Origin of the sequence: Nocardia sp. XZ_19_231, from assembly GCF_015355705.1 — a bacterium.
Classification (GTDB): domain Bacteria; phylum Actinomycetota; class Actinomycetes; order Mycobacteriales; family Mycobacteriaceae; genus Nocardia; species Nocardia salmonicida.
On sequence record NZ_JACUZI010000008.1, the window covers coordinates 112,860 to 136,160 of the forward strand.

20 protein-coding genes are annotated in these 23,301 nt (G+C 68.4%); 4 read left to right on the forward strand and 16 right to left on the reverse strand.

Annotated elements, in window-relative coordinates:
• Positions 1 to 39: 39 nt before the first annotated feature.
• Entirely contained in the window at positions 40 to 537 is a 498-nt protein-coding gene (locus IBJ82_RS28610; RefSeq protein WP_194829172.1) for a polyadenylate-specific 3'-exoribonuclease AS, read from the reverse strand.
• Between the two features lie 184 nt (positions 538 to 721).
• On the opposite strand from IBJ82_RS28610, the gene IBJ82_RS28615 reads away from it, so the two are divergent.
• Positions 722 to 2,107 carry a class II 3-deoxy-7-phosphoheptulonate synthase gene (locus IBJ82_RS28615; protein WP_194829085.1) on the forward strand — a complete coding sequence of 462 codons (1,386 nt, stop codon included), beginning with the start codon at positions 722 to 724 and terminating at the stop codon, positions 2,105 to 2,107.
• Positions 2,108 to 2,268: 161 nt separating this feature from the next.
• On the opposite strand, the gene pknB is transcribed toward IBJ82_RS28615, so the two are convergent.
• The gene (gene pknB / locus IBJ82_RS28620; RefSeq protein WP_194829173.1) at positions 2,269 to 4,188 is read right to left on the reverse strand and encodes a Stk1 family PASTA domain-containing Ser/Thr kinase; all 1,920 of its coding nucleotides are present in this window, start codon (positions 4,186 to 4,188) and stop codon (positions 2,269 to 2,271) included.
• A gap of 125 nt (positions 4,189 to 4,313) precedes the next feature.
• On the opposite strand from pknB, the gene IBJ82_RS28625 reads away from it, so the two are divergent.
• Positions 4,314 to 4,682 carry an Rv2175c family DNA-binding protein gene (locus IBJ82_RS28625; RefSeq protein WP_370585529.1) on the forward strand — a complete coding sequence of 123 codons (369 nt, stop codon included), beginning with the start codon at positions 4,314 to 4,316 and terminating at the stop codon, positions 4,680 to 4,682.
• Between the two features lie 176 nt (positions 4,683 to 4,858).
• Here the strand turns inward: IBJ82_RS28625 and IBJ82_RS28630 are convergent, their stop codons facing one another.
• The 4 genes from IBJ82_RS28630 to IBJ82_RS28645 all read right to left on the reverse strand — a co-directional run bounded on the left by IBJ82_RS28630 (position 4,859) and on the right by IBJ82_RS28645 (position 10,418).
• Positions 4,859 to 5,839, reverse strand: a complete 981-nt coding sequence (locus tag IBJ82_RS28630; protein WP_194829087.1) for a phytoene/squalene synthase family protein — start codon at positions 5,837 to 5,839, stop codon at positions 4,859 to 4,861.
• Between the two features lie 22 nt (positions 5,840 to 5,861).
• Positions 5,862 to 7,523, reverse strand: a complete 1,662-nt coding sequence (locus IBJ82_RS28635) for an alpha-(1->6)-mannopyranosyltransferase A (protein WP_194829088.1) — start codon at positions 7,521 to 7,523, stop codon at positions 5,862 to 5,864.
• A gap of 101 nt (positions 7,524 to 7,624) precedes the next feature.
• Positions 7,625 to 9,250: a phytoene desaturase family protein gene (gene crtI / locus IBJ82_RS28640; RefSeq protein ID WP_194829089.1), complete on the reverse strand. Its 1,626-nt coding sequence runs from the start codon at positions 9,248 to 9,250 to the stop codon at positions 7,625 to 7,627.
• Between the two features lie 13 nt (positions 9,251 to 9,263).
• A complete protein-coding gene (locus tag IBJ82_RS28645) occupies positions 9,264 to 10,418 on the reverse strand; it encodes a polyprenyl synthetase family protein (protein WP_194829174.1) in 1,155 nt (384 codons plus the stop codon).
• A gap of 217 nt (positions 10,419 to 10,635) precedes the next feature.
• On the opposite strand from IBJ82_RS28645, the gene IBJ82_RS28650 reads away from it, so the two are divergent.
• Complete coding sequence (locus IBJ82_RS28650) at positions 10,636 to 11,637, forward strand: methylenetetrahydrofolate reductase (protein WP_370585530.1); 1,002 nt, start codon at positions 10,636 to 10,638, stop codon at positions 11,635 to 11,637.
• Here the strand turns inward: IBJ82_RS28650 and IBJ82_RS28655 are convergent.
• From IBJ82_RS28655 to IBJ82_RS28665, 3 genes are all read right to left on the reverse strand, one after another.
• The gene (locus tag IBJ82_RS28655; RefSeq protein ID WP_194829090.1) at positions 11,634 to 12,176 is read right to left on the reverse strand and encodes a DinB family protein; all 543 of its coding nucleotides are present in this window, start codon (positions 12,174 to 12,176) and stop codon (positions 11,634 to 11,636) included. The two genes, IBJ82_RS28650 and IBJ82_RS28655, sit on opposite strands and share 4 nt — an antisense overlap.
• Positions 12,177 to 12,268: 92 nt before the next feature.
• Positions 12,269 to 12,847 carry a DUF2867 domain-containing protein gene (locus IBJ82_RS28660; protein WP_194829091.1) on the reverse strand — a complete coding sequence of 193 codons (579 nt, stop codon included), beginning with the start codon at positions 12,845 to 12,847 and terminating at the stop codon, positions 12,269 to 12,271.
• A gap of 146 nt (positions 12,848 to 12,993) precedes the next feature.
• Positions 12,994 to 14,586, reverse strand: coding sequence for a DHA2 family efflux MFS transporter permease subunit (locus tag IBJ82_RS28665; RefSeq protein WP_194829092.1), 1,593 nt, complete (start codon positions 14,584 to 14,586; stop codon positions 12,994 to 12,996).
• Positions 14,587 to 14,656: 70 nt separating this feature from the next.
• Here IBJ82_RS28665 and IBJ82_RS28670 point away from each other — a divergent pair, with 70 nt between their 5' ends.
• The gene (locus IBJ82_RS28670) at positions 14,657 to 15,136 is read left to right on the forward strand and encodes a MarR family winged helix-turn-helix transcriptional regulator (RefSeq protein WP_194829093.1); all 480 of its coding nucleotides are present in this window, start codon (positions 14,657 to 14,659) and stop codon (positions 15,134 to 15,136) included.
• Positions 15,137 to 15,184: 48 nt separating this feature from the next.
• On the opposite strand, the gene IBJ82_RS28675 is transcribed toward IBJ82_RS28670, so the two are convergent.
• Genes IBJ82_RS28675 through IBJ82_RS28705 form a run of 7 tightly spaced genes read right to left on the reverse strand, consistent with a single transcriptional unit; the run spans position 15,185 to position 23,301 of the window.
• Positions 15,185 to 16,336 (reverse strand): LLM class flavin-dependent oxidoreductase, encoded by a 1,152-nt coding sequence (locus tag IBJ82_RS28675; protein ID WP_194829094.1) that lies wholly within the window; start codon positions 16,334 to 16,336, stop codon positions 15,185 to 15,187.
• A complete protein-coding gene (locus tag IBJ82_RS28680) occupies positions 16,333 to 17,142 on the reverse strand; it encodes a DUF1684 domain-containing protein (protein ID WP_194829095.1) in 810 nt (269 codons plus the stop codon). Before IBJ82_RS28680 ends, IBJ82_RS28675 begins: the two co-directional genes overlap by 4 nt.
• Entirely contained in the window at positions 17,139 to 18,506 is a 1,368-nt protein-coding gene (locus tag IBJ82_RS28685; protein WP_194829096.1) for an NtaA/DmoA family FMN-dependent monooxygenase, read from the reverse strand. The genes IBJ82_RS28680 and IBJ82_RS28685 overlap by 4 nt, the downstream gene beginning before the upstream one ends.
• A complete protein-coding gene (locus tag IBJ82_RS28690; RefSeq protein WP_194829097.1) occupies positions 18,503 to 19,663 on the reverse strand; it encodes an LLM class flavin-dependent oxidoreductase in 1,161 nt (386 codons plus the stop codon). Before IBJ82_RS28690 ends, IBJ82_RS28685 begins: the two co-directional genes overlap by 4 nt.
• A complete protein-coding gene (locus tag IBJ82_RS28695; protein WP_194829098.1) occupies positions 19,660 to 21,324 on the reverse strand; it encodes an ABC transporter ATP-binding protein in 1,665 nt (554 codons plus the stop codon). The genes IBJ82_RS28690 and IBJ82_RS28695 overlap by 4 nt, the downstream gene beginning before the upstream one ends.
• On the reverse strand, positions 21,321 to 22,217 hold the full coding sequence (locus tag IBJ82_RS28700; protein ID WP_194829099.1) for an ABC transporter permease: 897 nt from the start codon (positions 22,215 to 22,217) through the stop codon (positions 21,321 to 21,323). The genes IBJ82_RS28695 and IBJ82_RS28700 overlap by 4 nt, the downstream gene beginning before the upstream one ends.
• Positions 22,210 to 23,301, reverse strand: a complete 1,092-nt coding sequence (locus tag IBJ82_RS28705; protein WP_194829100.1) for an ABC transporter permease — start codon at positions 23,299 to 23,301, stop codon at positions 22,210 to 22,212. Before IBJ82_RS28705 ends, IBJ82_RS28700 begins: the two co-directional genes overlap by 8 nt.

Below are 23,301 nucleotides of genomic sequence, written 5' to 3' on the forward strand. Positions count from 1 at the left end.
GCCCCGAGTCGAATTCGACTCGGGGCCTTCGCTTTTGTCCTACAGACGCGGGGTGCGCCGATATGTCTCGATGGCCTCGAACTTGGCCAGGTTGTGGCGGGCGTCGGCGAGGGCGTCGTGTGCGTCGTCGGGGATGGGCGGCAGGGCGGGGCTGCCGTTGACGGCCCAGTGCTGGCGCAGTTCGTTGGTGTAGCGCGGCATGCCCTTGGGCAGTGCGGTCATGTCACCCCACAGTTGGCACAGCGCCACGTGGTCATACGCGCCGACCCACGCCCACAGCTCGGGCTGCACACTCGGCCGGGGCAGGAAGAACTTGAACAGGTCGTCGCGGATCTGTTCCCTGGTGCGATACAGCGGCGACCCGGCAGTCGGCAGCTTCGGCAGCACGTGCTTGCGTACCCACGGCCCTGCCCGCTTCGCATCGAATTCGGTGGACACCGCGTAATACTCGCGCCCGTCCTCACAGACGACGCCGATCGAGATCAAGTCGATCGTCGTGCCGTCCTCGATGAATTCCGAGTCGTAGAAATATCGCAGGGAGATCGCCTCTTCGTGTCGGTAGGTTGCTCGTGGGGGGTCCGACCCGACGCGACGGGCGAGGGACCCACGACGGGTTGACGAAACCTTATGTCGGTATGCCGCGCATACCGCGCACGGGTCGGCGGTGCCACCACAGGTGCGCCGAATATACGCCCGTGGCTGTGGGCCGTATTCTTAACTGGTGACCTGGACCGTCGACGTACCCATTGACCGCCTGCCGGAACTGCCGCCGCTGCCCGACGAGTTGCGCGGTCGCCTCGATGCTGCGCTGGCCCGCCCGGCCCTGCAGCAGCCGTCCTGGGACGCCGACGAGGCCGCGACCATGCGCACTGTGCTCGAGAGCGTGCCGCCGATCTGCCTGCCCGCCGAGGTCGAGGACCTCAAGGCGCAGCTGGCACAGGTGGCTCGCGGCGAGGCGTTCCTCATGCAGGGCGGTGACTGCGCGGAGACCTTCGCCGACAACACCGAACCCCACATCCGCGGCAATATCCGCACGCTGCTGCAGATGGCCGTGGTGCTCACCTACGGCGCGAGCCTGCCGGTGGTGAAGGTGGCGCGGATCGCCGGGCAGTACGCCAAGCCGCGCTCGTCCGACACCGACGCGCTGGGCCTGACGTCCTACCGCGGTGACATGGTCAACTCCCTGGTCGCCGACGAGGCGCTGCGCCGTCACGACCCGTCCCGCCTGGTCCGCGCCTACGCCAATGCCAGCGCCGCGATGAACCTGGTCCGCGCCCTGACCAGTGCGGGCACCGCCGACCTGCACCGCCTGCACGACTGGAACCGCGATTTCGTCGCCCAGTCGCCCGCGGGCGCGCGCTACGAGACCCTCGCCGAGGAGATCGACCGCGGGCTGCGTTTCATGGCAGCCTGTCAGGTCAACGACCCCAGCCTGAAGACCGCGCGCATCTACGCCTCGCACGAGGCGCTCGTCCTGGACTACGAACGCGCCATGCTGCGGCTGAGCGAGTCCGAAACCGGTGAACCGCTGCTCTACGACCTGTCCGCGCACTTCCTGTGGATCGGTGAGCGCACCCGTCAGCTCGACGGCGCCCACATCGCGCTGGCCGAACTGCTCGCGAACCCGATCGGCCTCAAGATCGGGCCGACCACCACGCCGGATCTGGCCGTGGAATACGTCGAGCGGCTCGACCCGAACAACGAGCCGGGCCGGCTCACCCTGGTCGCGCGCATGGGCAATGGCAAGGTACGCGATGTGCTGCCGCAGATCATCGAGAAGGTGCAGGCCACCGGCCACCAGGTGATCTGGCAGTGCGACCCGATGCACGGCAACACCCACGAGTCGTCCACCGGGTTCAAGACCCGCCACTTCGACCGCATCGTCGACGAGGTCCAGGGCTTCTTCGAGGTCCACCACGCGCTGGGCACCCACCCCGGCGGCCTGCACATCGAGCTGACCGGCGAGAACGTCACCGAGTGCCTCGGCGGCGCCCAGGACATCTCCGACCTCGACCTCGGCGGCCGCTACGAAACGGCCTGCGACCCGCGCCTGAACACCCAGCAGTCCCTGGAACTGTCGTTCCTGGTAGCCGAGATGCTGCGGTAATTCTGGAGCGCTGGCGCGAACCGCCGCTGCGCGGCGGACCCTCCTCGCGGTCGGGTCGTACGTGGCTGGCAGTGCGGTCATGGCGGACTTGGGGTGTCCGGGGGCGGTCAGCGAGGACCGCGCCCGGGTTTTTCTTTGTCCTTCTCGGGATCCTTACCCCTTCAAGGCAGGGCGGTGAGCGTCACGACGCTGCCCGCCTCCACGTTCGAGTTGAAACCGGGAACCTGGCCGATCACCAGCGAACTGTCGGAGTCGGTGAGGGATTTGACCTCTACCCGCAGACCGAGCTGTTGCAGCTTGGAACGGGCACTGCCGACGCTTTGACCCATCACATTGGGCACCTTCACCGCGTTCGACACGATCAGCGTCACGGTGTCGCCCGACTGCAGGGTGGTGCCGACGGCGGGCTCGGTGGCGATGGCCTTGTCGCCCTCGATGCTCTTGTCGAACTGCACGCGCGTCTCGCGAACGACCAGGCCCGCGGTGGTCAGCGCACTGGCTGCCTCCTCGGTGGTCTTGCCACGCACATCGGGCACGTTCACCGGCTGAGATCCCTTGCTGCGGTACACCTTCACCTGGCCGCCCATCGGCAGGATCGTGCCCGGCGCTGGCTCCACCTTCGCCAGTGAGCCCTTCGGTGCGGTACTGGCCGCTTCACCGGCGTCGATCGGTTGCAGACCGCCGTCGCGGATCGCCTGATTGACGGCGCTGATCTGATCGCCCGGCTTGATATCGGGCACCCGCGGTTTGCCGTTCGAGATCAGCACCGCGATCGTGGAACTCTTGGTCACCCGCGACCCGGCCGACGGATCGGTGCCGACAACCCCGCCCACCGGAATGGTGTCGGAAGCCTTCTGCCGCAGCTCTGTTTCGAAACCGGCCTCTTGCAGCACGGCGACGGCCCGCGCGGAGTCCATGCCCGCGATCGGGGGCACCGAGCTGTAGCGACCGACCCCGAGCCACCAGCCGCCGATGCCGACCAACAGGGTCAGCGCGGTGACGATGCCCACCCACACCAGTCCTGTTCGGCGAGCATGGCTGTCGCCAGTGCCGAACGCAGTCGCCGCCGGTGCGGGGGCGTACACCTCCGGTCGCGGGCGCGGCGCGGTCACCACCCTGGTGTGGTGCGGTTCCGGAGCGGGGGAATGGTGCGCGGCGATCGGAGGCGGGGTGAGCGGGCGCTCGCCGGGATGATGCGCGGCGCCGGTCTGATAGCTCTCGCTGAGATGTTCGGCCGAATCCCGTGGTGCGGGCACCCGGTACGGCGGCAGGTTCAGCTCCATCGCGATCGACTGCAGTTTCGCCGCCATCTCGTTGGCGTCGGCGAAGCGCTGCGCGGGGTCGCGGGAGGTGGCCTTGGCGACGAGCGCGTCGAATTCGGGGGGCACGCCGCCGATGAAGTTGCTCGGCGCGGGCACGTCGTTCTCGACCCGCTGGTACGCCACCGACAGCGAGTTGTCGCCGGTGAACGGCACCCGCCCGGTGAGCAGTTCGAAGATCAGGACGCCGAAGGAGTACACATCACTACGGGCGTCCGCGGTGCCGGTGGTGACCTGCTCGGGGGAGAGGTAGGCGGCCGTGCCGAGGATCACGCTCGCGGAGGTGGTGTTGGCCGCGGCCACGGCGCGGACCAGGCCGAAGTCGGCGATCTTCACCTCGCCCGCGTCGGAGATCAGCACGTTCTCCGGCTTCACGTCGCGGTGCACCAGGCCGGCGTCGTGGGCGGTGCCGATCGCGCGCAGCACCGGCTCGGCCACGGCCCGCACGGCGTGTGGCGGCATCGGCCCGCGTTCGCGCAGCAGCTCACGCAGCGTGCCGCCCTCGACTAACTCCATGATCAGGAACGGGTATTCGCCGTCGACACCCTGGTCGTAGACCGCGACCAGTGATGCGTGCTTGAGCTTGGCCACCGCGCGCGCCTCGAACTCGAAGCGGCTCAGGAACTGCGGGTCGCCGGCGAATTTCGGGTCCATGACCTTGATCGCGACGGGGCGATCGAGCCGGGTGTCGGTCCCGCGGAAGACCATCGACATCCCGCCACGAGCGATCGGCGCATCGATGCGATAGCGCCCTTCCAGCATCTGGCCGATCAAGTGATGTCCTCCGGCATTCAACCGGCCGCCGTGTGCGGCCACCACGATGGTAACCGGGTGGTGTTGGCATGCCAGACGATGCGTGCGCGCCGACACGTACTACCGTTGTGCGGGTGAGTGCCTTCCCCTGCGGCAACGACGTGCTGCCCGACACCGAAGCCATCGTCTCGCTCCCCGAGGCGGCCGACATACTCGGTGTCCCGGTCACCTCGGTGCACCAACTGCTGCGTGACCACCAGATCCTCGCGATCCGCCGCAACGGCGTCCCCGGCATTCCCGCCCGCTTCTTCGACTCCGAAGACGAGATCGTCCGCATGCTCCCCGGCGTGATCACCGTGATGCGTGACGGCAAGTACAGCAACGAGGACATCCTCGAGTGGCTCTTTACCGATGACCCCTCCCTCCCCGGCCGCCCCGTCGACGCCCTCCACGGCCAACTGGCCCGCGAGGTAGTCCGCCGCGCCCACGCCGAACCCTTCTGATCGTCAGACCGGATCGAACGGGTTCACCAGGGCCGCACCGGAGCCCTTGAAGTGCTTGGTATTTCGGGTCGCCACGGTGTGCCCGTGTGTCGATGCCGTTGCGCGATCAGACCGTCGCTGACGTCGATGTGGGCGGGGATCAGCTGGTTTGCGGTGCTGGTTCGGTCGACCGGCGACTAGCGGTGGCCGGTGGCCAAGCCTTTGGCGGCGACCAGGATTCGGCGACGGCGGGGGACCGTGGCGCGGCTGTTGAAGACCTGGTAGTCGGCTGCTTCGATGCGGTCGAGGATCTCGGCGTAGAGGGTGGCCGCGGTGGCGATCGCCGGGCGGACCCGGGGGGCGAGCAGGGCGATGCCGGGCACGGCTTGCCGATAGATGTCACGGTTGACGGCGATCAGGTGGGCCAGCGCGCGTCGCAGGGGTGCGTCGGTGTGGCCGCGATGGTGGCAGGCGCGCAGGTGGGCTTCGTCCACGCCGAATGCCCGTAGTTCGTCGGTGGGCAGGTAGACGCGGTCGCGGTCGAGGTCCTCGGCGACGTCGCGCAGGAAATTGGTGAGCTGGAAGGCCTCGCCGAGGGCGGCGGCCGCGGGTTCGGCCTCGGTGACGGGGACGACGGTGCCGAGGACCGGCAGCAGTTGCAGGCCGATAGCGGCAGCTGATCCGCGCATGTACTCGCGGAGCTCGCTCATCGTGGCGTAGCGGGTGCGGTGGGCGGCCGTACCGGGGACGTCCATGCGCATGGCGTCGAGGAACGTCCAGATATGGCTGTGTGCGATGTCGTAGCGGGCGATGGTGTCGGCGGCCGCGGTGACAATCTGGCGTCGGCGCGCGTCGGCGGTGACGATGGCACGGTGCTCGAGGGCCGTGCGCAGTTGTTTCTCGACGAGGTCGAGGTGGTCAGCGGGGGCGACGTCGACGACCTGCCGTGCGCCATCGCGCGGGTCGAGGACACGCGCGGGGTCGTCGACGATGTCATCGACCATTCGCGCGAACGCGTACAGAGCGTGCACGGCCCGTCGACGCTCCGGCGAGAGCAGCGTGGTCGCCAGGTAGTACGTGCGCCCGTGCTCAGCGGCGATCCGCCGACAACTCGCATAGGCCGCGTCGAGATCGCCGCTCGGCGGCAGGGCCTCGGGAAGTACCGAGTGCGCGATCATGCCTGGCGCTCCCGCGCACCACTCATGCCCGGACGGGCGGCGAGGGTTTGCCGGCCACAGCCTTCGACGTGGCCGAGCGCAGACGCAGCGGATCAACGGTCCGCAGCGACACCGCCGCGACCACGGCGGCGAACGTCGCCAGCGCGACGTGCCAGAAGTTGTAGAGCCCGATCGACCCGTCCGGCTGGAACACCAGCATCAACCACGTGCAGATCCCCACCAGCCACATCAACGTGGTGGTCGACAGGGCGAACGCGGCGGCCAGCGCCAACGGCCACGAGTAGTACCAGGGCAGCGCGGCGGGGGAGAGCAGCACGATCGCGACGAAGGCGATGATGATGCCCATCACGGCCTCACGTTCGCTGTGGCGGAACCGCCACCACGTCGCGACGAGCAACACCACCATGGCGACCTGGCACAGGGGGCGGGTCACCTGCAGCACCGAGTCGTGATTCAGCGGGGTCACCCAGGTGACCATGTGCGCGAGAATCGTCGGTAGCGAAAGCCAGTTGATGATCTTGTTCGAACCCTGCAGCGCGGTAACCCAGCCGAAGCCGACCCCCGCGATCGCCGACGCCGCGCCGAATACCAGCGCGAACACGGCCACGCCGATTCCGGCGATCTTGGCGAAGACGAACAGTGGGTGCGGCATATCCGCGGACGGTCTGGCGGCGTCGGGGTGATTCTGCTCTTCGATGAGCGCGGCATCGGAATCCACCACGGCTCGACGCTCGGCGGCTCGTCGTTCCTTCTCGTGCAGAATCCAGATCCACACCAGGAACGGCAACGCCACCCCCGCGGTCGCCTTGATCGCGACACCGATGGCGACCACCACGATGCCCGCCACATGGTGGCGTTCGAGGACGAGCGCGACGCCCGCGCACATCAGCCCGACCATCAGCATCTCGTTGTGCACGCCGCCGATCAGGTGCACCAGCACCAGTGGGTTGAGCACCGCCAACCACAGCGCCACCGTCGGCTTACCGCCGAGATGCTTGGTCAGATACGGCACGGCCCACATCATCAGCGCCAGCCCGGGCAGCATCGCGAAGCGCAGGGCGATGGTCCCGGCGATCACATTGTCGCCGGTGATCGAGGTGATCGCGCGGCCGATCAGCAAGAACACCGGACCGTAGGGCGCGGTGGTGGTGGTCCAGACCGTGCTCACGTTGTCCAGCAGCACACCCGGATTGGCGACGGGTCCTACCTGATAGGGGTCGAAACCGTCGCGTAGCAGCGCGCCCTGGGCAAGGTAGGAGTACACGTCGCGGCTGAACATCGGCGCCGCGAACAGCAGTGGCGTGATCCAGATTCCGACGATCGCCCGCAACTCGTTGAGGGTGACCGTCGACTCGCCTTTGCTGGTGGTGATCCGGCCGAGACGAACCCACGCCGTGATCATCATCAACACGCCGATCCAGATCAGGATCGACGACAACGCGTACCCGTGGCCGAACCGCAGCCAGGACAGGTGCAGCGCCTCGAGCAGCGGGTCGCGTTTGCGGACAGCGCCCGCGCCGAAGCCACCGAAGGTGATCATGGCCGCGCCGAAGAATCCCATGAGGGCCGCGTGGCCTTCGGGGCTCCTGGCGAACTCACCTGCGGTGCGCAGCCATGTCCGAACGCCGGGGTCGGTTCGAGCGGGTAGGTGGCGCTGGCGCTCGAGTGTGCGCGTGTTGTCCATTGTGCCTACGGTCGTCTCGGAGGGCGGCATGTTCGGTCGGTCCCCCCGGATGGTCGGCGGTCGCAACCGCGAGCTGATAAGTCGGCCGTCAGTTTACGGCTTCAAGTGGGAACACTAACCCGGTGGTCGGTACCGGCGTGTGCCCGGCTGCCGGTGATTCGTGCCGCTGCCAGCTTGCCCGACAGCAGCGCGGTGGGCACACCCACCCCCGGAGTGGTGCCGCAACCTGCGAGAACGACGTTGTCCACACCCCTTGGCAGATTGCGTGGCCGGAACGGGCCGGTTTGCCGGAACAGGTGCGCGATCGAGAACGGCGTGCCGGCGATCATGCCCTGGGCGGCCCAGGTGGCGGGTGTGTCGAGGTGGTCGACGCGGAAATATTCGGTGATTCCGGTGTAGCCGCGCTGCTCCAGTACTGCGAGCAGTTCGCGCAGGTAGGCCGGGCCGAGGCGGTCCCAGTCGAGCGGGGCGGCGGTCAGGTTGGGGCAGGGTGCGAGCACCGACAGCGGTTCGAAGCGGCCGGTCGCCCGGTCGACGAACTGGTCGGCGTCGGTCAGCGCGGGCCGCGTGAGCAGCAGCGAAGGATCGCTCATGAGTCGGCCGCGACCCTCGCGCGCGGCGATCTCGGCGAACGTCTGCGCCCAGGCGGCGCCGAACTCGATGGTGTGATGCGCCTGCACGGGCCAGTTCGCGGCGATCTCGGCGGGAATGGTGCCGTGGGCGACCACCGCCGACGGCGAGGCGCGCAGGCCGCGGCGGTGGCGCAGGCCGAATCGAGGCAGTGAGCCGATATCGGCGGTGAGGACCACCGCGTCGCAAGGATAGGTGCCGCCGTCTGTCGTGCGAACGGCTTCGGCGCGTCGGCCACCGGTGTTCGCGCGGATGCTGCGGGTCCACGCGGAATCCTTCCGGCCGAGGGTGTTCGGCATCCGGTCGGTGCGCAACCCGTAGTCGATGCCGTCGACCTCGGCGTTCAGAACGAGCTGACCACCCGCGGCGGTAAATGCCTCGGCGAGCGCGGCCGTGATCGCGCGCATCCCCCCTTCGGGGAAGTAGACCCCGAGGCAGGTATCCATGTTCGGGATCGCACCGTAGACCGCCAGCGCGTCATCCGGGGACATGCCCGCGTACAGAGCTTGGAAGGTGAACAGCCTGGTCAGCCGCTCGTCGCGCAGGTAAGACCGCACGCGAGGCCCCAGCTTGCCGAACCCGCCGAGCTTGGCGAGCGCGGCCAACGCGGCCCTGGCGCGCGGCGTGCGCACCATGTCGAGTGGCGAATCGAAATCGGCGTTCATGAACTCGTCGAACTCGGCGTCGTAGATGCGACCGAGCCAGTCGCGCAGTCGCCGGTAGTTGTGCGCTTCGGCGGGCCCGCAAGCACTTTCGACCTCGGCGGCCATCTGGTCGGCATCGTCGAACACGCGGATGTCGCTGCCGTCGGCGAAGCGTGCGTGATAGGCGGGGGTGAGACGGTGGATGCGCAGGTCGACGCTCTCCCTGGTGTGCCCGACGGCGGCCAGTGCGTCGTCGATCACCGAGGGCAGGGTGAGTACGGTTGCGCCACTGTCGATCTCGTAGTCGTCGAACCGGTAGCGACCCACCCGCCCGCCCGGATGATCGGCTCGCTCCAGCACCGTCACCTGATGGCCCGCGCCCCGCAGATGCAGCGCGGCCGCCAGACCTGCCAGCCCGGCTCCGACTACGACGACATGATTCGCTTGTCCCACAACACTTTTCCTATCAGGCTGCGCGGCGAGTGGCGGCCAACGCCATGGCGTGGAGCAACTGCTTGGCTTCCCGCGTCGCGGAACTGGTCGCGACCGCGGCGAGCCCGGTCTCGGTGAGCTCGGCAATCCGCCGCTCCACCTCGTCGACCGCGCCGAGGTCGGTGAGCACAGTGCGCAGCTGATCGACGGCAGCATCGTCGAGGTCGGTGCCGAGGCCCGTCCGGATCAGGTCCGCGGATGCCTGGTCGGCCCGGCGCAGCGCTTCGGCGATCAGTACGGTGCGCTTGCCTTCGCGCAGGTCGTCGCCCGACGGCTTCCCGGTCACCACCGGGTCGCCGAACACGCCGAGTAAGTCGTCACGCAGCTGGAACGCGATCCCCACGTCGGTCCCATAGGTTCGCAGCGCGTCCACCAGCGCGTCGTCGGCGCCCGCGAGCACCGCACCCAGGTGCAACGGCCGTTCGATCGTGTAAGCGGCGGTCTTGTACCGGTTGATCCGCAAGGCGGCCTCGACCGATTCGTCGCCACCGGCCTCGCCGTTGATGTCGAGGAGCTGCCCACCCAGCACCTCGGTCCGCATCCGCGCCCACACCGGTGCGAACCGGGCCAGCGCGAGTGGGTGCAACCCGGCTTCGTTGACCAGATCATCTGCCCAGGCCAGCGCGAGATCGCCGATCAGAATCGCGACGGCCGAGCCGTAGGCGGCGCCGTCGCCGGGCCAGCCCGCCGCCTCGTGCCGATCCTCGAAGTCGATGTGCACGGTCGGGAACCCGCGCCGCGTCCGCGAGGAGTCGATGATGTCGTCGTGCACGAGCGCGCACGCCTGTACCAATTCCAGCGCCGAACAGGCGGTGAGTACCGCGGCGGCGTCGGGCCCCGCGGGGTCGCCACCGGCGCCCAGCCACCCGGTCCACGCGAACCCCGGCCGCGTCCGCTTGCCGCCACGGACAACGAACTGTTGCAGCGCCTCGACGGCATCGATGAAGACGGGTCCCAGCGGCTCGACGATCTCACGCCGGGTGGCGAAGAAACTGGTCAGCACCTGTTCGACAGCGGCGACGAAGGCCGATGTGCCCGGTGTCAGCGCGACGAGATCGACCGAGGTCAGAGCGTCGGCGGCAGACCGGGAGAGCGGGGTACCGATTCCGGCGGACAGGGCGGCCTCCAGGGGCGAAGTGGGCGAACAGCGGGACCGGTTGGGCACTCGGTGGTGCGGTCACCAGCGTTGTGTCGAACGATACGCGGGCGGGCTCGGCGGGCTCCCGGCGCACAGCGCCGCTGCGACGCAGCCCACACCCGGCGTTTCGGTGGGTTCTGCCCCGGTGTTCGGTGGCCGGATTCCCAGTCGGTGCTGCTGCGTCATCGCTTCCCACTAGACTGAGCCGGTGGATTTCGACAATGGACGGGGAAGTTCGACCCCAGATCGACCCGCCCAGCGGCCGTCGATCGTCTCGAACACCCCTTCGGTGGTGCAGAGTCTGCGCACTCACTCGGGCAGTGGCGTGCCCTTCTCCGTGGAGTTCAACCCCCCGCGCGACGCGGCGGGCGAGGCTCGGCTGTGGCGTGCGGTCCGCGAGTTCGAACGCATGCATCCCGCCTTCGTGTCGATGACCTACGGCGCGGGCGGCTCCACGCGCGACCGCACCGTGCGCATCACCGGTGCCCTCGCGCAGGAAACCACCCTGCTCCCGGTCGCTCACCTCACCGCGGTCGGCCACAGCATCGCCGAACTGCGCTCCCTGATCGGCTCCTACGCCGACTCCGGCATCTGCAACGTCCTGGTCCTGCGCGGCGACCCGCCCGGCGACCCACTGGGCGAATGGGCCAAGCACCCCGGTGGTGTCGAATACGCCGAGGAACTGGTTCGCATCGTGCGTGACCTCGGCGATTTCCACGTCGGCGTCGCCTCGTTCCCCCAGGGTCACCACCGCTCGCCCGACCTCGACCATGACACCCACCACCTGGCCGCGAAACTCCGTGCGGGAGCGGAGTATTCGATCACCCAGATGTTCTTCGACGTCGAGCACTACCTGCGTCTACGCGACCGCGTGATCGCCATGGACCCCATCGAGGGCGCCAAGCCGATCATCCCCGAGCTGATGCCCATCACCTCCCTGCGCACCGTCGCCCGCGCCGAAGAGCTCAGCGGCCGCCCCGTCCCCGCCGACGTCGTAGCCCGCCTCACCCGCGCGGCAGGCACCGGCCCAGAGGAAGACCGCGCCGCGGTCCGCGCCGAAGGCATCCAGATAGCCACCGAAATGGCCCAACGCCTCACCGACGAAGGCGCCCCCTGCCTCCACTTCATCACCCTGAACTTCGCCAAAGCCACCAGCGAAGTCCTCACCAACCTCGGCTATGGCGTCACCGCCGCCCCGCTCAGCGCCTAGAAGCCGGATTCGCGAGCGGCGCGTAGTAGCCGTAACTGTCCGATCTCGGTGACGTTCTTCATCAGCTCGGCGTTCACCCATGCGAAGGTGTGGGCAACGGACTTGTCCGAGTCGCCCTGCCATGGAAATGGCGCTGGGGCAGCAAGGTCGGCCTCGGTGGCCTGGTCCAGAATCGGTAGCCATTCCTCGCGCAAGTCGCGCAGCCAGTCCGCGACCGCGGGCCCGGGTCCCGGCCACACGATTTCGGTACGGTCGCGTGGAGTGCGGGCTGCCAGGTGATCGATGGCGACGCTCCACCACCACCCGATATGCCAGCTGATCCAACCGATGGTCGGGACCGGAATCGGATCGGGTTCGGAGTCCGCCCAGTCCGGCTTCCAGGTGCCACGTTCATCGAGGTGCAGTGTCCAGCACAAATCCGCGGGCTCCCACAGGAAGTCGTCGTCCTCCAGCCGATCGAGATGGAACTCGAACAGGGACCAGATAAGATCGAACTGCCAACGCAGCACGGTAGAACACGATGCATCCACGCAGCACATAGTGCTCGAACTCCCCGACCTCTACCATTGGTTTTGCCGACCAGAAGCCATTGATTCCAGCGCGTTCCGGCACCCGGCTGAAATCGTGTCGGCTACCGCGTGACGGCGAGGTCGTTCCAGGTTCGTTCCCAGCTGCGGGTCATCGCGGGGTAGACGATGCCGTAGCGGAAGGGCTTGATCAGGGCCATGTAGAAGCGGCCGAACCAGCCGTTGGGCTTCACCAGGACGGCCATCTGTAGGTGGTAGCCGGTGGTGTCGGGGACCCAGCCGAGGTGCATGATGCCGTGCATCGTGCCGTTGGCGATTTCGGCGGCGTACTCGTTGTCGAGGACGTAGAGGGCGGTGAGGGGGCTGTCTTCGGCGGGGACGTCGGTGTCGCGGAGGTCGGCGGGCAGGCGGTCGCGGAGGGAGGCGACTCGGGTGCCGGTGCCTGTGTCTTCGCGATCCCAGCCGAACAGTTCGCCCAGCTTCCAGCGGATCTTGAACAGTAGGCCGCTGATGCCGGTGGATTCGGAGGCGCGTTCGGCCTGGAGGGCGGCCAGTAGGGCAGGGAAGTCGTCGGGGCCGCCGCCTGGGGTGCGGAACTGCCAGATGTCCTCGACGTCGAAATCGGGGGCGATCTCGTGGATGCGCCAGGGTTGGTCGGTGTGGGCCGATTCGGGTAGTCGCATAGCTGGAACCTCCATGTGTACGGCTGCGTATAACTTGAGAATACCGCTGATATACGCCTACGTATAGAAGGTGGAGGTGTGACGGATGCGGGCTCGACGAGCGCAGGGGCCACGGCGCGAGTCCGCGGCCCCCGCACTCGGTGGTATCACTCCTGTCGTGCGGGTTTGACGAATGCAGTGGTGGCCAACGCGAGGACGAGCAGGCCCGCGCACAGGTAGCTCGCCACCTCGATGCCTGCGGCCATGGCCGCGCGGCCCGCTTCCGCGACGGGCAGTGTGTGCGGATTCTCGGCGAGAGCTCCGATCGCCGCACCCGCGCTGTCGGTGACGGTCGACTCCAGTTGCGCCACCTCGGATTCGGGCAAGCCTGCATCGGTCAGTCGCTCGCGTAGGCCGGTGCCGACCGTGCTGAAGTAGACGGTGGTGAGGACCGCGATGCCCAGCGCTGAGCCGAGTTCCCTTGCCGCGCTTTGAATTCCCGAGCCCTGACCCGCGCTCTCGCCCGGCACGTCGGCGAGCACGATATTGGTGACCTGGGCGGTAGCGAAGCCGACGCCGATGCCGTAGACGAACAGCGCGAGCGCGATCGACCACCAACTGCTGTCCGCCGCGGCGAACAAGCCGAGCAAGGCCAGCCCGGCTGCCTCCAGCGCCAGGCCGATCCTGACCTGACCCAAGGCCGAGACCGAGGCTGTCAGCGAGAAGCTCGCGCCACTGGCGACGAAACTGCCGATCGCGAGCGGCATCAGGGCCAGCCCCGCTTGCAGTGCGGTGTAGTCGAGGGCGAATTGCATCCACAGTGGCAGCACCGCGATGATGCCGAACTCGCCGACGCCGACGATCAGCGTCACCACATTGCCCCGGCGGAACGAATCGATCGAGAACAGCCGCACATCGACCAGCGGCTGCCCATCGGCGCGACCGAGCATCGCCTGCCTGCGCCAGAAGAGCCCGAGGACGAACGCGGCGCCGACGAACGCGACGAGAACCGGTGAAAGCCCACTGCGCCACACGAATTCACCGATACTCAACGGCTCGGCGACGATCAGCCAGCCATGATGCCGCCCCTCGATCATGGCGAAGGCGAGCAGACCGAGACCGAGCGCGGATTGGGCCGCCCCGAGCCAATCGACGCGACCGGTGTTCCTCGGTGCGGCGGGAAGGTAGATCAGCACGGCCACCATGATCAGCGCGACCGCCGGGATATTGATGCCGAAGGCCCACCGCCAGGAGAAGTCGGCGAGCCAGCCGCCGAGCAGCGGACCGACCGCCGCGGCCGCGCCGATCGTGGATCCCCAGATCGCGAAGGCCTGCCCGCGAGCCTTTCCGGTGAATGCCGCGTTCACCAGGGCCAGCGAGGTCGGCAGGATCATCGCCCCGCCGACACCCTGCAGGAAACGGGCCGCGATGAGCAGGCCGCCGCTCGGTGCGAGCGCCGCGAGCAGGCTGGTGGCGCCGAAGACCACCAGTCCGATCAGGAACAGCCTGCGCGCGCCGTAGAGGTCACTGAGTCGGCCGGCGACCAGCAGTAGCGCCGCGAAAACGATCGCGTACGACTCCTGGATCCATTGCGCCTGAATCGAGGTGATCCCCAGATCCTCGACGATCGGCGCGAGGATCACGTTCACGATCGTCAGGTCGACCACGATCAACGCGACGCCGAGCGAGACGGCGATCAGCCCCAACCACAAGCGCAGCGGTGGAGTCTCGGTTTCTGTCCGCACGATAACCTCCGTCATAAAGTTACTTTACGATGAAGGTAAATGTCGGGCGGTAAGTTGTCAATCGGGCGGTCGACGAGAGGACGAGATGGTGGAGCAGACATCCGGCGATGTTGTGATGCGGCGGCAGCGACTCGCCGCGGGGCTCATCGACTACGGCAAGAGCTTCACCGAACTGGGCCGCCGATTCGCGGAAACGCTCGGCGTGCACTCCACCGACGCCTTCGCGCTGATGGAGATCGCCGCCGCCGAACACGCCGCGCAGCCGCTGTCTCCCGCGCTGCTGAGCAAGCGGATCACCCTGACGTCAGGGGCGATGACGACCCTGCTGAACCGGCTGGAGCAGGCCGGCTACATCACCCGCAGCCGCGAGCACACCGATCGGCGGGTCGTGACATTGCGGTGCAGCGAGAATGCTCGACAACTGGCCGACGAGTACTTCCACCCGGTCAATGCCGAGCATGATGCGATCCTGGCCGAATACGAGCCCGCCCAGCTCGCGGAATTCGAGCGTTTGCTCGGGCGTTTGCGAACGGCGATGGACAGACAGCACGAGGGCGCCCCGTAGTCGAGATCTCGGGGCGCCCTCGTCGGTCGAATGGGCGGGTCTACGTGGTCAGGCGGCGCGGGCGGCTCGCTGTCCCCACGCATCGGCCAGCAGACGGTGGGATTCGAGGCGGTCGGCGTGGTCGTGGGTGATGGTGGTGATCAGCAGTTCGTCTGCGCCGGTGACCTTTTGGAGGGCGTCGAGCCGCTCGACCACGGTGGTGGGCGAGCCGACGATCTGGGACGCCAGGCGGTCTGCGACGAGGCGCAGCTGGTCCGGGGTGAGTGGGGACGCCGTTGCGGGGTCGAGGTATTCGGCTGCGCCGCCTCCGCTGCGGATGCTGTGAACCCAGTGCCCGTAGCTGCTCGCGTGATGGCCTGCGGTGTCGTCATCGGCGGCGACGACCACATCCGCCGACACGATGACGCGCGGTTCGGCCAGTTGCTCCGATGGTTGGAACGCCGCCCGATACGCCGCGACCGCGTCCAGCGCGGTGCCCGGCGCGACGTGGTAGGCCGCCGCGAAGGGCAACCCCAATTTGCCTGCCAGCTCGGCACTTTCGCCCGCCGAACTGCCGAACAGCCACAGCTCGGCATCGATGCCCTCACCCGGAACCGCGTGCAGTTCCACGCCCTTGGGGGTGAAGTAGCGGCCCTCGATCAGCGCTTGCACCTCGGCCACCTGGTCGGCGAAGTCCAGTGACTCCGCACCGGGCTGCTGCAGCGCCTCGGCCGAGGCGAGGAATCTCGAGCGGTCGGTGACCCGGCGCGGATCGAAGGGCGGGGGTACCACCACGCCGTCGCGGATCTCGGTGCGTCCGGTCACCGCGTCGAGCACCGGATGTCCGCCCCTCGTGGTCGCGGTCTCGGCGCCGAACTGGCTGCGCCGATGTCCTGACCGGCCCAGACCCAGATCGAGTCGTCCCGGATACAGCGCGTCGACGGTGCCGAACGCCTCCACGATCGAGGCGGACGTGTGATGGCCCACCTGCACCGCGCCGGTCCCGACCCGGATGCGTGAGGTGGCCGCGGCGACCAAGCCGAGCAGGGTTAGCGACGACGAACTCGCCACCGACACGAAATGGTGTTCGGCCAACCAGTATCGGTGATATCCCCACTGCTCGGCGTGCCGGGCGAGGTCGACGGTATTGCGCAATGCCTGTGCGGCACTGGACCCTTCGCTGATCGGCGACAGATCGAGGATCGACAGCGGAACGCTCATAGCTTCGGATCCTGTTCTCCCGCTTCGATCGCCACGCGCAGCCGGTTCTCGCGTGGCGCCACCGGGCAGGTGGCGAAATCGGTGAAGGCGCACGGTAGGTTCACCGCCCGGTTGAAGTCGAGGGTGACGGTGCCGTCTGCCTCGACGGCGCCGACGGCGAGCGAACGGGCGGCCGGGTAGGTGGTGACGCCGCTGGTGGCGTCGGTGAACAGCACTTTCAGATCGGCGGGGGTGCCGAAGGCGAGCAGCGCTTCGTGGCTGTCACCGATCCGGAATTCGATGATCCCCGCAGCGCTGTGCTGGTGTTCGAGCCCGTCCACCACAGCGCCCGTGGTGATGGTGCGTGCCTGCTCGAACGCGGTGAAACGCCCGGTCACGACCCAGCGCGGGTCGGCCGGATAGGCCGAGACCCCGGTGAACGCGGTCAGCGTCGGAGCGGCCGGATCGTGCACGCGCACCGCGTACCGCCCGGAGCGACGGATCACCTCGAGGACCCGTGCTTCGTTGAGCACGATCACCCCCGGCGCGCCCTCCACGGGGACCACGATCTGCACGCCGCCGATCCGCTCGCCGTCCACATCGAGCCGGTCCGCGGGCTGCGCGGTGATGAACACCTTCTCGTCGGTGACCCACCAGGTGCCGGGGACACCGTCGAGGCGCTCGGGGCTATCGGTGAGCCAGTGCAGCCCGGCCAGGCTGAGCCAACCGAGCGGATCGCGCAGGCCGTCTTCGCGGGCATGGTGCCAGCGCGCCCAGTCGTCGGCGAATGTGGTGGTGGCGGTCGGGTTCTCGACGGTGATTGTCATGATGCGCGTGCTCCTTCGGCGACGGTGTGGTGGTGGGGGTGACGCAGACCGAGATGGTCGCGCAGAGTGGTGCCGGTGTATTCGGTGCGGAAACTGCCGCGTTCCTGCAGTTCGGGAACCACCGTGTCGACGAACTCGTCGAGTCCGGCGGGCGTCAGGTGGGGGACGAGGATGAAACCGTCGGCGGCATCGGACTGCACGTACTGGTCGATCTGCTCGGCGACCTGGGCCGGCGTGCCGATGAACTGCTGACGGGCGGTGACCTCGATGATCAGTTCGCGGATGCTGAGGTTGCTCGCCTCGGCCTGCTCACGCCACGCTTTCGCCACGGCCAGCGGATCTTTCGTGTGTCTGACCCGGCCGCGGGTGATCTCGGCGGCGGCGTCGGGCTCGACATCGGGCAGCGGGCCGTCGGGGTCGTAGCCGGAAAGGTCACGGCCCCAGACCTGTTCGAGGAAGGCGATGGCGGTCTGTGGGCTCACCTGCTGGTAGCGGATGCCGCGGGCCCGTTCGTGGGCCTCCTCGGTGGTGTCGCCCAGGACGAACGTGGCCGCGGGCAGAACCAGGAGATCACTGTGTGCGCGACCGTATTTGGCCAGCCGGCCTTTGACATCGGCGTAGAACTTCTGCCCCGCCTCGAGGGTGCCGTGCCCGGTGAAGATCGCGTCGGCGGTCTTCGCACCGAACTCGCGGCCTTCGTCGGAATCGCCCGCCTGCAGCAACACCGGGTGTCCCTGCGGACTCGGCGGGACGACGAACGGCGCCGCGAAGTCGAATTGTGTACTGCGGAAGGTGGTCTCGGGAACCTCGCGGGCGAAGATGCCGCGTTCCCGATCGATCACCAGCGAGTCGGTGGGCCAGCTGTCCCACAGCGCCCTGGTCGCGGCGACCACCTGTTCGGCCCGCCGATACCGCTCACCGTGTTCGAGGTAGCCCCCGCGCCGGAAGTTCTCGCCGGTGAACGCGTCCGAGGAGGTGACCACGTTCCACGCGGCCCGACCGCCGGAGAGGTGATCGAGCGAGGCGAACTGCTTGGCCACCTCGAACGGTTCGTTGTAGGTGCTGTTGATGGTGCCCGCCAACCCCAGCCGCTCGGTCACCGCCGCCACCGCGTTGAGCACGGTGAACGTGTCGGGCCTGCCGACCACGTCCAGGTCGTGGATCTGCCCGCGATGCTCGCGCAGCCGCAGCCCCTCGGCCAGGAAGAAGAAGTCGAACAGGCCGCGTTCGGCGGTCCGCGCCAGATGCTCGAAGGACGCGAAATCGACCTGCGACTTCGACGCCGGGTCGGCCCAGACGGTGGTGTTGTTGACGCCGGGGAAATGCGCGGCAAGGCGGACTTGCTTGCGCGGTTTCGAGGTCACAGCGCTGCTCCTGTCGTGGCGTATCGGCTGAGTGGGCGGGGGAGACCGAGACGGTCACGCAGGGTGCGCGGCGCGCCGGTGTCGTGCGGTGCGGCGGCAGGGCGGTGGGCAGTGAGCGTGGTCAGCGTGGCGCGCAGGGCCAGTGGTCGCAGGACTACGCCGTCGACGACGCCGGACCGCGTGATCTCGCCGAGCAGATCGTCGAGCGCGGCGGCTGTGCCCACATGGTGGAGCAGACCGGTATCGAGATGCGGCTGCTCGGTGGCGGCGTCGGACCGTGCCGTCCACCGGTCGAGCTCGCGCACCGCTGTCCACGCGTCGTCGGCCGAATCAGCCAGGTGAACAGGCAGATCCAACAGAATTCGCACCGTTTCCGGGTCGCGGCCCGCCGTGGCGACGGCGGCGCGCAGGGTCAGGCGTCGTTCGGTCGCGGTGGCGAGATCGGGCGCGGTGATCCGGACGATGTCGGCGCGGCGGATGGCCACCTCGGTCGACGCGGGGTCGTCGGCGCGGACCGTGACGATCGGCTGCCCCTGCGGGGATCGCGGGGTGATCGACGGGCCCTTCACCGAGAAGTTGTCACCGGCGAAGTCGATGTAGTGCAGACGGTCGCGGTCGATGAACCGGCCGGTGGACACCTCGCGGATCTCGGCGTCGTCCTCCCAGCTGTCCCACAGCCTGGTCACCACCTCGATCGCTTCGTCAGCCTCGTGCCATAGCGACTCGGGCTGCTGAACCTCCTTGCGGCCGAACGCGTTCGCCTCGACCTGGTCGGTGGACACCGTCACCTCCCATCCGGCGCGCCCTCGGCTCGCGAAGTCCAGCGCGCTCACCGCCTTCGACACGTGGAACGGTTCGGTGTGGGTGACCGAGGCCTGGGGGATGAGGCCGATCCGGCCGGTCGGTGGCGCGGTGCGGGCGGCGATCGCGACGGCGTCGAGTCGGCCGCGGGTCACGGCCGCGCCGCCCTCCTGGATGGCGAACGAGTCGGGCAGGAAGACCGCGTCGAACCCGAGCTGCTCGGCCGACGACACCATCGCGGTCCAATATTCGGCCGTGAAGAGGTCCTCGGCCCCGGAGTCGGCGCGCCGCCATGAGGCGGGATGGGTTCCGGTCCCCGCGGTTTCGATGCCGAGGAACAGTGCTGGCTCACTCATCGGGTGATGTCCTTTCCGTCGAGGGGATCGATGCGCACACCGGGTCTCGGGATCGCCGCGAGCAGCTCCCTGGTGTAGGCGTGTTGTGGATCGGTGAACAAGGTTGCGGTCGGCCCGGTTTCGACGATGCGGCCGTGGCGCATCACCGCGACCCGGTCGCTGATGCGGCGCACCACGGCCAGGTCGTGGGAGATGAACAGGTAGCCGAGGGCGAGCTCGGTCTGGAGGCCGTCGAGCAGGTCGAGGATCTGCGCCTGTACCGAGGCGTCGAGCGCGGAGACCGGTTCGTCGAGCACGAGTAGGTCGGGGCGCAGGGCCAGCGCGCGGGCGATCGCCACCCGTTGTCGTTGCCCGCCGGACAGTTCGGCGGGCTTGCGTGTGGTGAACTCCGCGGGGAGCGCCACCTGTTCGAGGAGCTCGGCCACGCGGGCGGTGCGAGCGGCGCGGTCACCGACGCCGTAGGCGCGCAAGGGTTCGGCGATGATGTCGGCGACCTCCCAGCGCGGGTCCAGCGAGGAGTACGGATTCTGATACACCACCTGGAACCGTTTACGCAGCGCGCGCAGGCGATTTCGGCGGGCACTGCTGAGGTTGTGGCCGTCGAAGGTGACCGTCCCGCTGTCGGCCTCGGTGAGCCGCAGGGCGATCCGTGCGGTCGTCGATTTGCCCGAACCTGATTCACCCACCAGAGCGAGCGTTTCCCCGCGATCGAGGCTGAACTCCACCTCGTCCACGGCGGTGATGGACCCCGCACCCGCATGGAATCGCTTGTGCAGGGCATGAACCGACAGCAAAGGTGTTTCCGCTCTGGAACGTAGGGGCCGGAATTCGGTGGGTGACAGCGCCGAGGACGCTGCGAGCAGACGCTGCGTGTACCGCTGTGCCGGGTGGGTCAGAACCTGTGCGGTAGTCCCGGATTCGACGACCTTGCCCTGCTCGAGAACCACCAGCCGATCGGCCCGTTCGGCGGCAACGGCCAGGTCGTGGGTGATCAGCAGCACGGCCGTGCCGCGTGCCGCGATCCGTTCGGCCAGTCGATCCAGCACCTGCCGCGCCACCGTCGCGTCGAGGGCGCTCGTCGGCTCGTCCGCGATGATCAACTCCGGTCCGCACGCCAGCGCGATCGCGATCAACACCCGCTGCCGCTGTCCACCGGACAGCTCGTGCGGATACTGCCGTGCCCGCAACTCCGGCCGATCCAGCCCGGCTTCCTCCAGCAGATCGAGCGCCCGCAGGGCCGCCCCCCGCCGGTCGGCCAGCCGATGCACCAGCAGCGCCTCGGCCACCTGATCACCGACCCGCAGCACCGGATTGAGCGACAGACCCGGATCCTGCGGCACGAACCCCACCCGCGCCCCGCGCAGCCGCCGCAACGCCTTCTCGTCATCCGGATCGACCCGCTCACCAGCGAATTCGACCTTGCCCGAAATGACCTCCGCCGAATCCCCGAGCAGCCCGATCACCGCGTGTGCCAACGTCGACTTCCCCGACCCCGACTCACCGACGAGAGCGACGACCTCTCCTCGCGCCACCTCGATCGACACCCCGCGCAGCGCGGCAACGGCCCCCGCGCCGGTGCGGTACGCGATATGCAGATCCTCCACCTGTAGCAAGGGGCCGTCCGCTGCGGAGCGCCGCGTTCCGTTCTTCTTGTCGTTCATCGTTTTTCGGTCCTTCCCGCGAAGCGGCCGAGACGCTGGGCCGACAACACCACGGCGACGATGACGAGGCCGGGCAGTGTGGTGAGCCACCAGGCGGACGCGAGGAAGTTGCGGCCCTCCGAGATCAGCGAACCCCATTCGGGGGTAGGCGGTTTGGTGCCGTAGCCCAGGAAGCTGAGGGAAGACACGGCCAGCACCGCCATACCGAACTCGACGGCGGCCAACGCGAGGACGGGCTGAAAGGAGTTGGGCAGGACGTGGCGGATGAGGACCGCGTACCACCGCACCCCGGATGCGTGCGCGGCCTCGACATAGGGCGCGTGGCGCACCCGCAGCACCTCCGACCGCATCACCCTGGCGAAGTTCGCGATCAGCGAGATGCCAACGGCGACAGCCACATTGCGGGTGCCGAAACCGAGGGCGGTGACCAGGGCGAGCGCCAGCAACAGGGACGGAATGGACAGCAGCACGTCGACGACCCGCATGATCGCGGTGTCGACGATGCCGCCCGCAGCGCCGGACAGCAGCCCGAGCGCCGACCCGACCACCAACGCGATCGCGACCGCGGTCAGGGTGGCGGTGAGCGAGAGCCCCGCACCGTGCACCATCCGTGTGTACAGGTCGCGGCCGAGATTGTCGGTGCCGAACCAGTGCGCAGCGCTGGGTGCCTGGAACTTCTCCGCGGGTACCCCGACGAGCGGATCACCGGAGGCGAACACCGACGGCGCAACGGCCCACCCGGCGGCGATCACGAGAACGACACCGGAGAGCGCGAGTCCGAGGTGTCCGCGCGTCCAGCGGACAACCTGTGCACCACGATTGCGGGGCGCGACGCCGGAAGCTGCAACGGGCCGATCAGCCACCACCTCACGTCGCACTAGAACGTCAACCATGCTCGGTCCCTTCGGTGTCGGTGGTGCGAGTCCGGGCAGGCCACCGCGATGCAGTGGCACCTGTGCCCACCCCGCTACTGCGCGGCGTTGTCGTGAGATCTGAGGCGGCCACAGACGCGCCTGCTTGCGCCTCCACTGGACGACTACGCCGCGATCCGGTGATGCGTGGATCGAGCAGGGGATAGAGCAGGTCCACCGCCAGATTCACGCCGACGAAGATCAGCGCCGAGAGCAAAACCACGCCCTGCACCACGGGAATGTCCTGGTTGAGCACTGAGGTCTGGGTGAGTCGGCCGACGCCCGCGCGGGCGAACACCGACTCCACCACCACCGACCCCGCGAGCATCGTGCCGACCAGCACGCCGGCGATCGTGAAGGCGGGCACGCTCGCCAGGCGGGCGATGTGGCGGCGCTGTACCCACCACCGCGAGGCACCCTTGGCCACCGCCACGTCAGTGAAAGGCTGACGCCAGGTCTGTTCCAAACCGGCCGCGAGAACCTGCGCGAGCACCGCTCCGACCGGCAAGGCCAGGGTCAGCGCGGGTAGCAGGGTCCCGCGCAAACCGGTCCCGCCGAACGCTGGGAACCAGTGCAGCCGAAAAGAGAACAGCTGCAGCAGGAGTAGACCGGTCCAGAAGGTCGGCACCGAAACACCTAGTGGCGGTATCGCACTCAGGGTGTTGCGCAGCCACGGCCTTCGCGTGTAGGTACTCGCGAAGGCCAGCGCCGTCCCACCGATCACCGCGAAAAGCAGTGCGAGAGAAGCCAGCCCGAGCGTGGGCGGTAGCGAGTCACCGAGGGCCTCGGTGACGGGTTGACCAGTATTGATGGAGCGGCCCAGATCGCCGGTGACGGCGTTTCCGAGTGCGGTCACATACTGCTCCCACAGTGGCTTGTCCAGCCCGTAGCGGGCCTGCATCTCCGCCACCGCGGCCTTGTCGACCGGGGTGCCGAGACCGGCGCCGTCGGCCGCCATCGAGACCGGGTCCGAGGGCAGCGCGTACAGCACGAGGAAGGAGATCGTGAACGACGCCCACAGCACCCAGACCGCCTGCAGTACGCGCGAACCCACGTATCGGCCCAT

What these genes read in the sequence shown, in the direction of transcription:
- pknB (WP_194829173.1), bottom strand. Translation starts at nt 4,188, where the DNA reads ATGCTGGAAGGGCGCTATCGCATCGATGCGCCGATCGCTCGTGGCGGG.
- IBJ82_RS28630 (WP_194829087.1), bottom strand. Translation starts at nt 5,839, where the DNA reads ATGATCGCGCACTCGGTACTTCCCGAGGCCCTGCCGCCGAGCGGCGAT.
- IBJ82_RS28635 (WP_194829088.1), bottom strand. Translation starts at nt 7,523, where the DNA reads ATGGACAACACGCGCACACTCGAGCGCCAGCGCCACCTACCCGCTCGA.
- IBJ82_RS28655 (WP_194829090.1), bottom strand. Translation starts at nt 12,176, where the DNA reads ATGTGCTGCGTGGATGCATCGTGTTCTACCGTGCTGCGTTGGCAGTTC.
- IBJ82_RS28660 (WP_194829091.1), bottom strand. Translation starts at nt 12,847, where the DNA reads ATGCGACTACCCGAATCGGCCCACACCGACCAACCCTGGCGCATCCAC.
- IBJ82_RS28665 (WP_194829092.1), bottom strand. Translation starts at nt 14,586, where the DNA reads ATGACGGAGGTTATCGTGCGGACAGAAACCGAGACTCCACCGCTGCGC.
- IBJ82_RS28670 (WP_194829093.1), top strand. Translation starts at nt 14,657, where the DNA reads ATGGTGGAGCAGACATCCGGCGATGTTGTGATGCGGCGGCAGCGACTC.
- IBJ82_RS28675 (WP_194829094.1), bottom strand. Translation starts at nt 16,336, where the DNA reads ATGAGCGTTCCGCTGTCGATCCTCGATCTGTCGCCGATCAGCGAAGGG.
- IBJ82_RS28680 (WP_194829095.1), bottom strand. Translation starts at nt 17,142, where the DNA reads ATGACAATCACCGTCGAGAACCCGACCGCCACCACCACATTCGCCGAC.
- IBJ82_RS28690 (WP_194829097.1), bottom strand. Translation starts at nt 19,663, where the DNA reads ATGAGTGAGCCAGCACTGTTCCTCGGCATCGAAACCGCGGGGACCGGA.
- IBJ82_RS28695 (WP_194829098.1), bottom strand. Translation starts at nt 21,324, where the DNA reads ATGAACGACAAGAAGAACGGAACGCGGCGCTCCGCAGCGGACGGCCCC.
- IBJ82_RS28700 (WP_194829099.1), bottom strand. Translation starts at nt 22,217, where the DNA reads ATGGTTGACGTTCTAGTGCGACGTGAGGTGGTGGCTGATCGGCCCGTT.
- IBJ82_RS28705 (WP_194829100.1), bottom strand. Translation starts at nt 23,301, where the DNA reads ATGGGCCGATACGTGGGTTCGCGCGTACTGCAGGCGGTCTGGGTGCTG.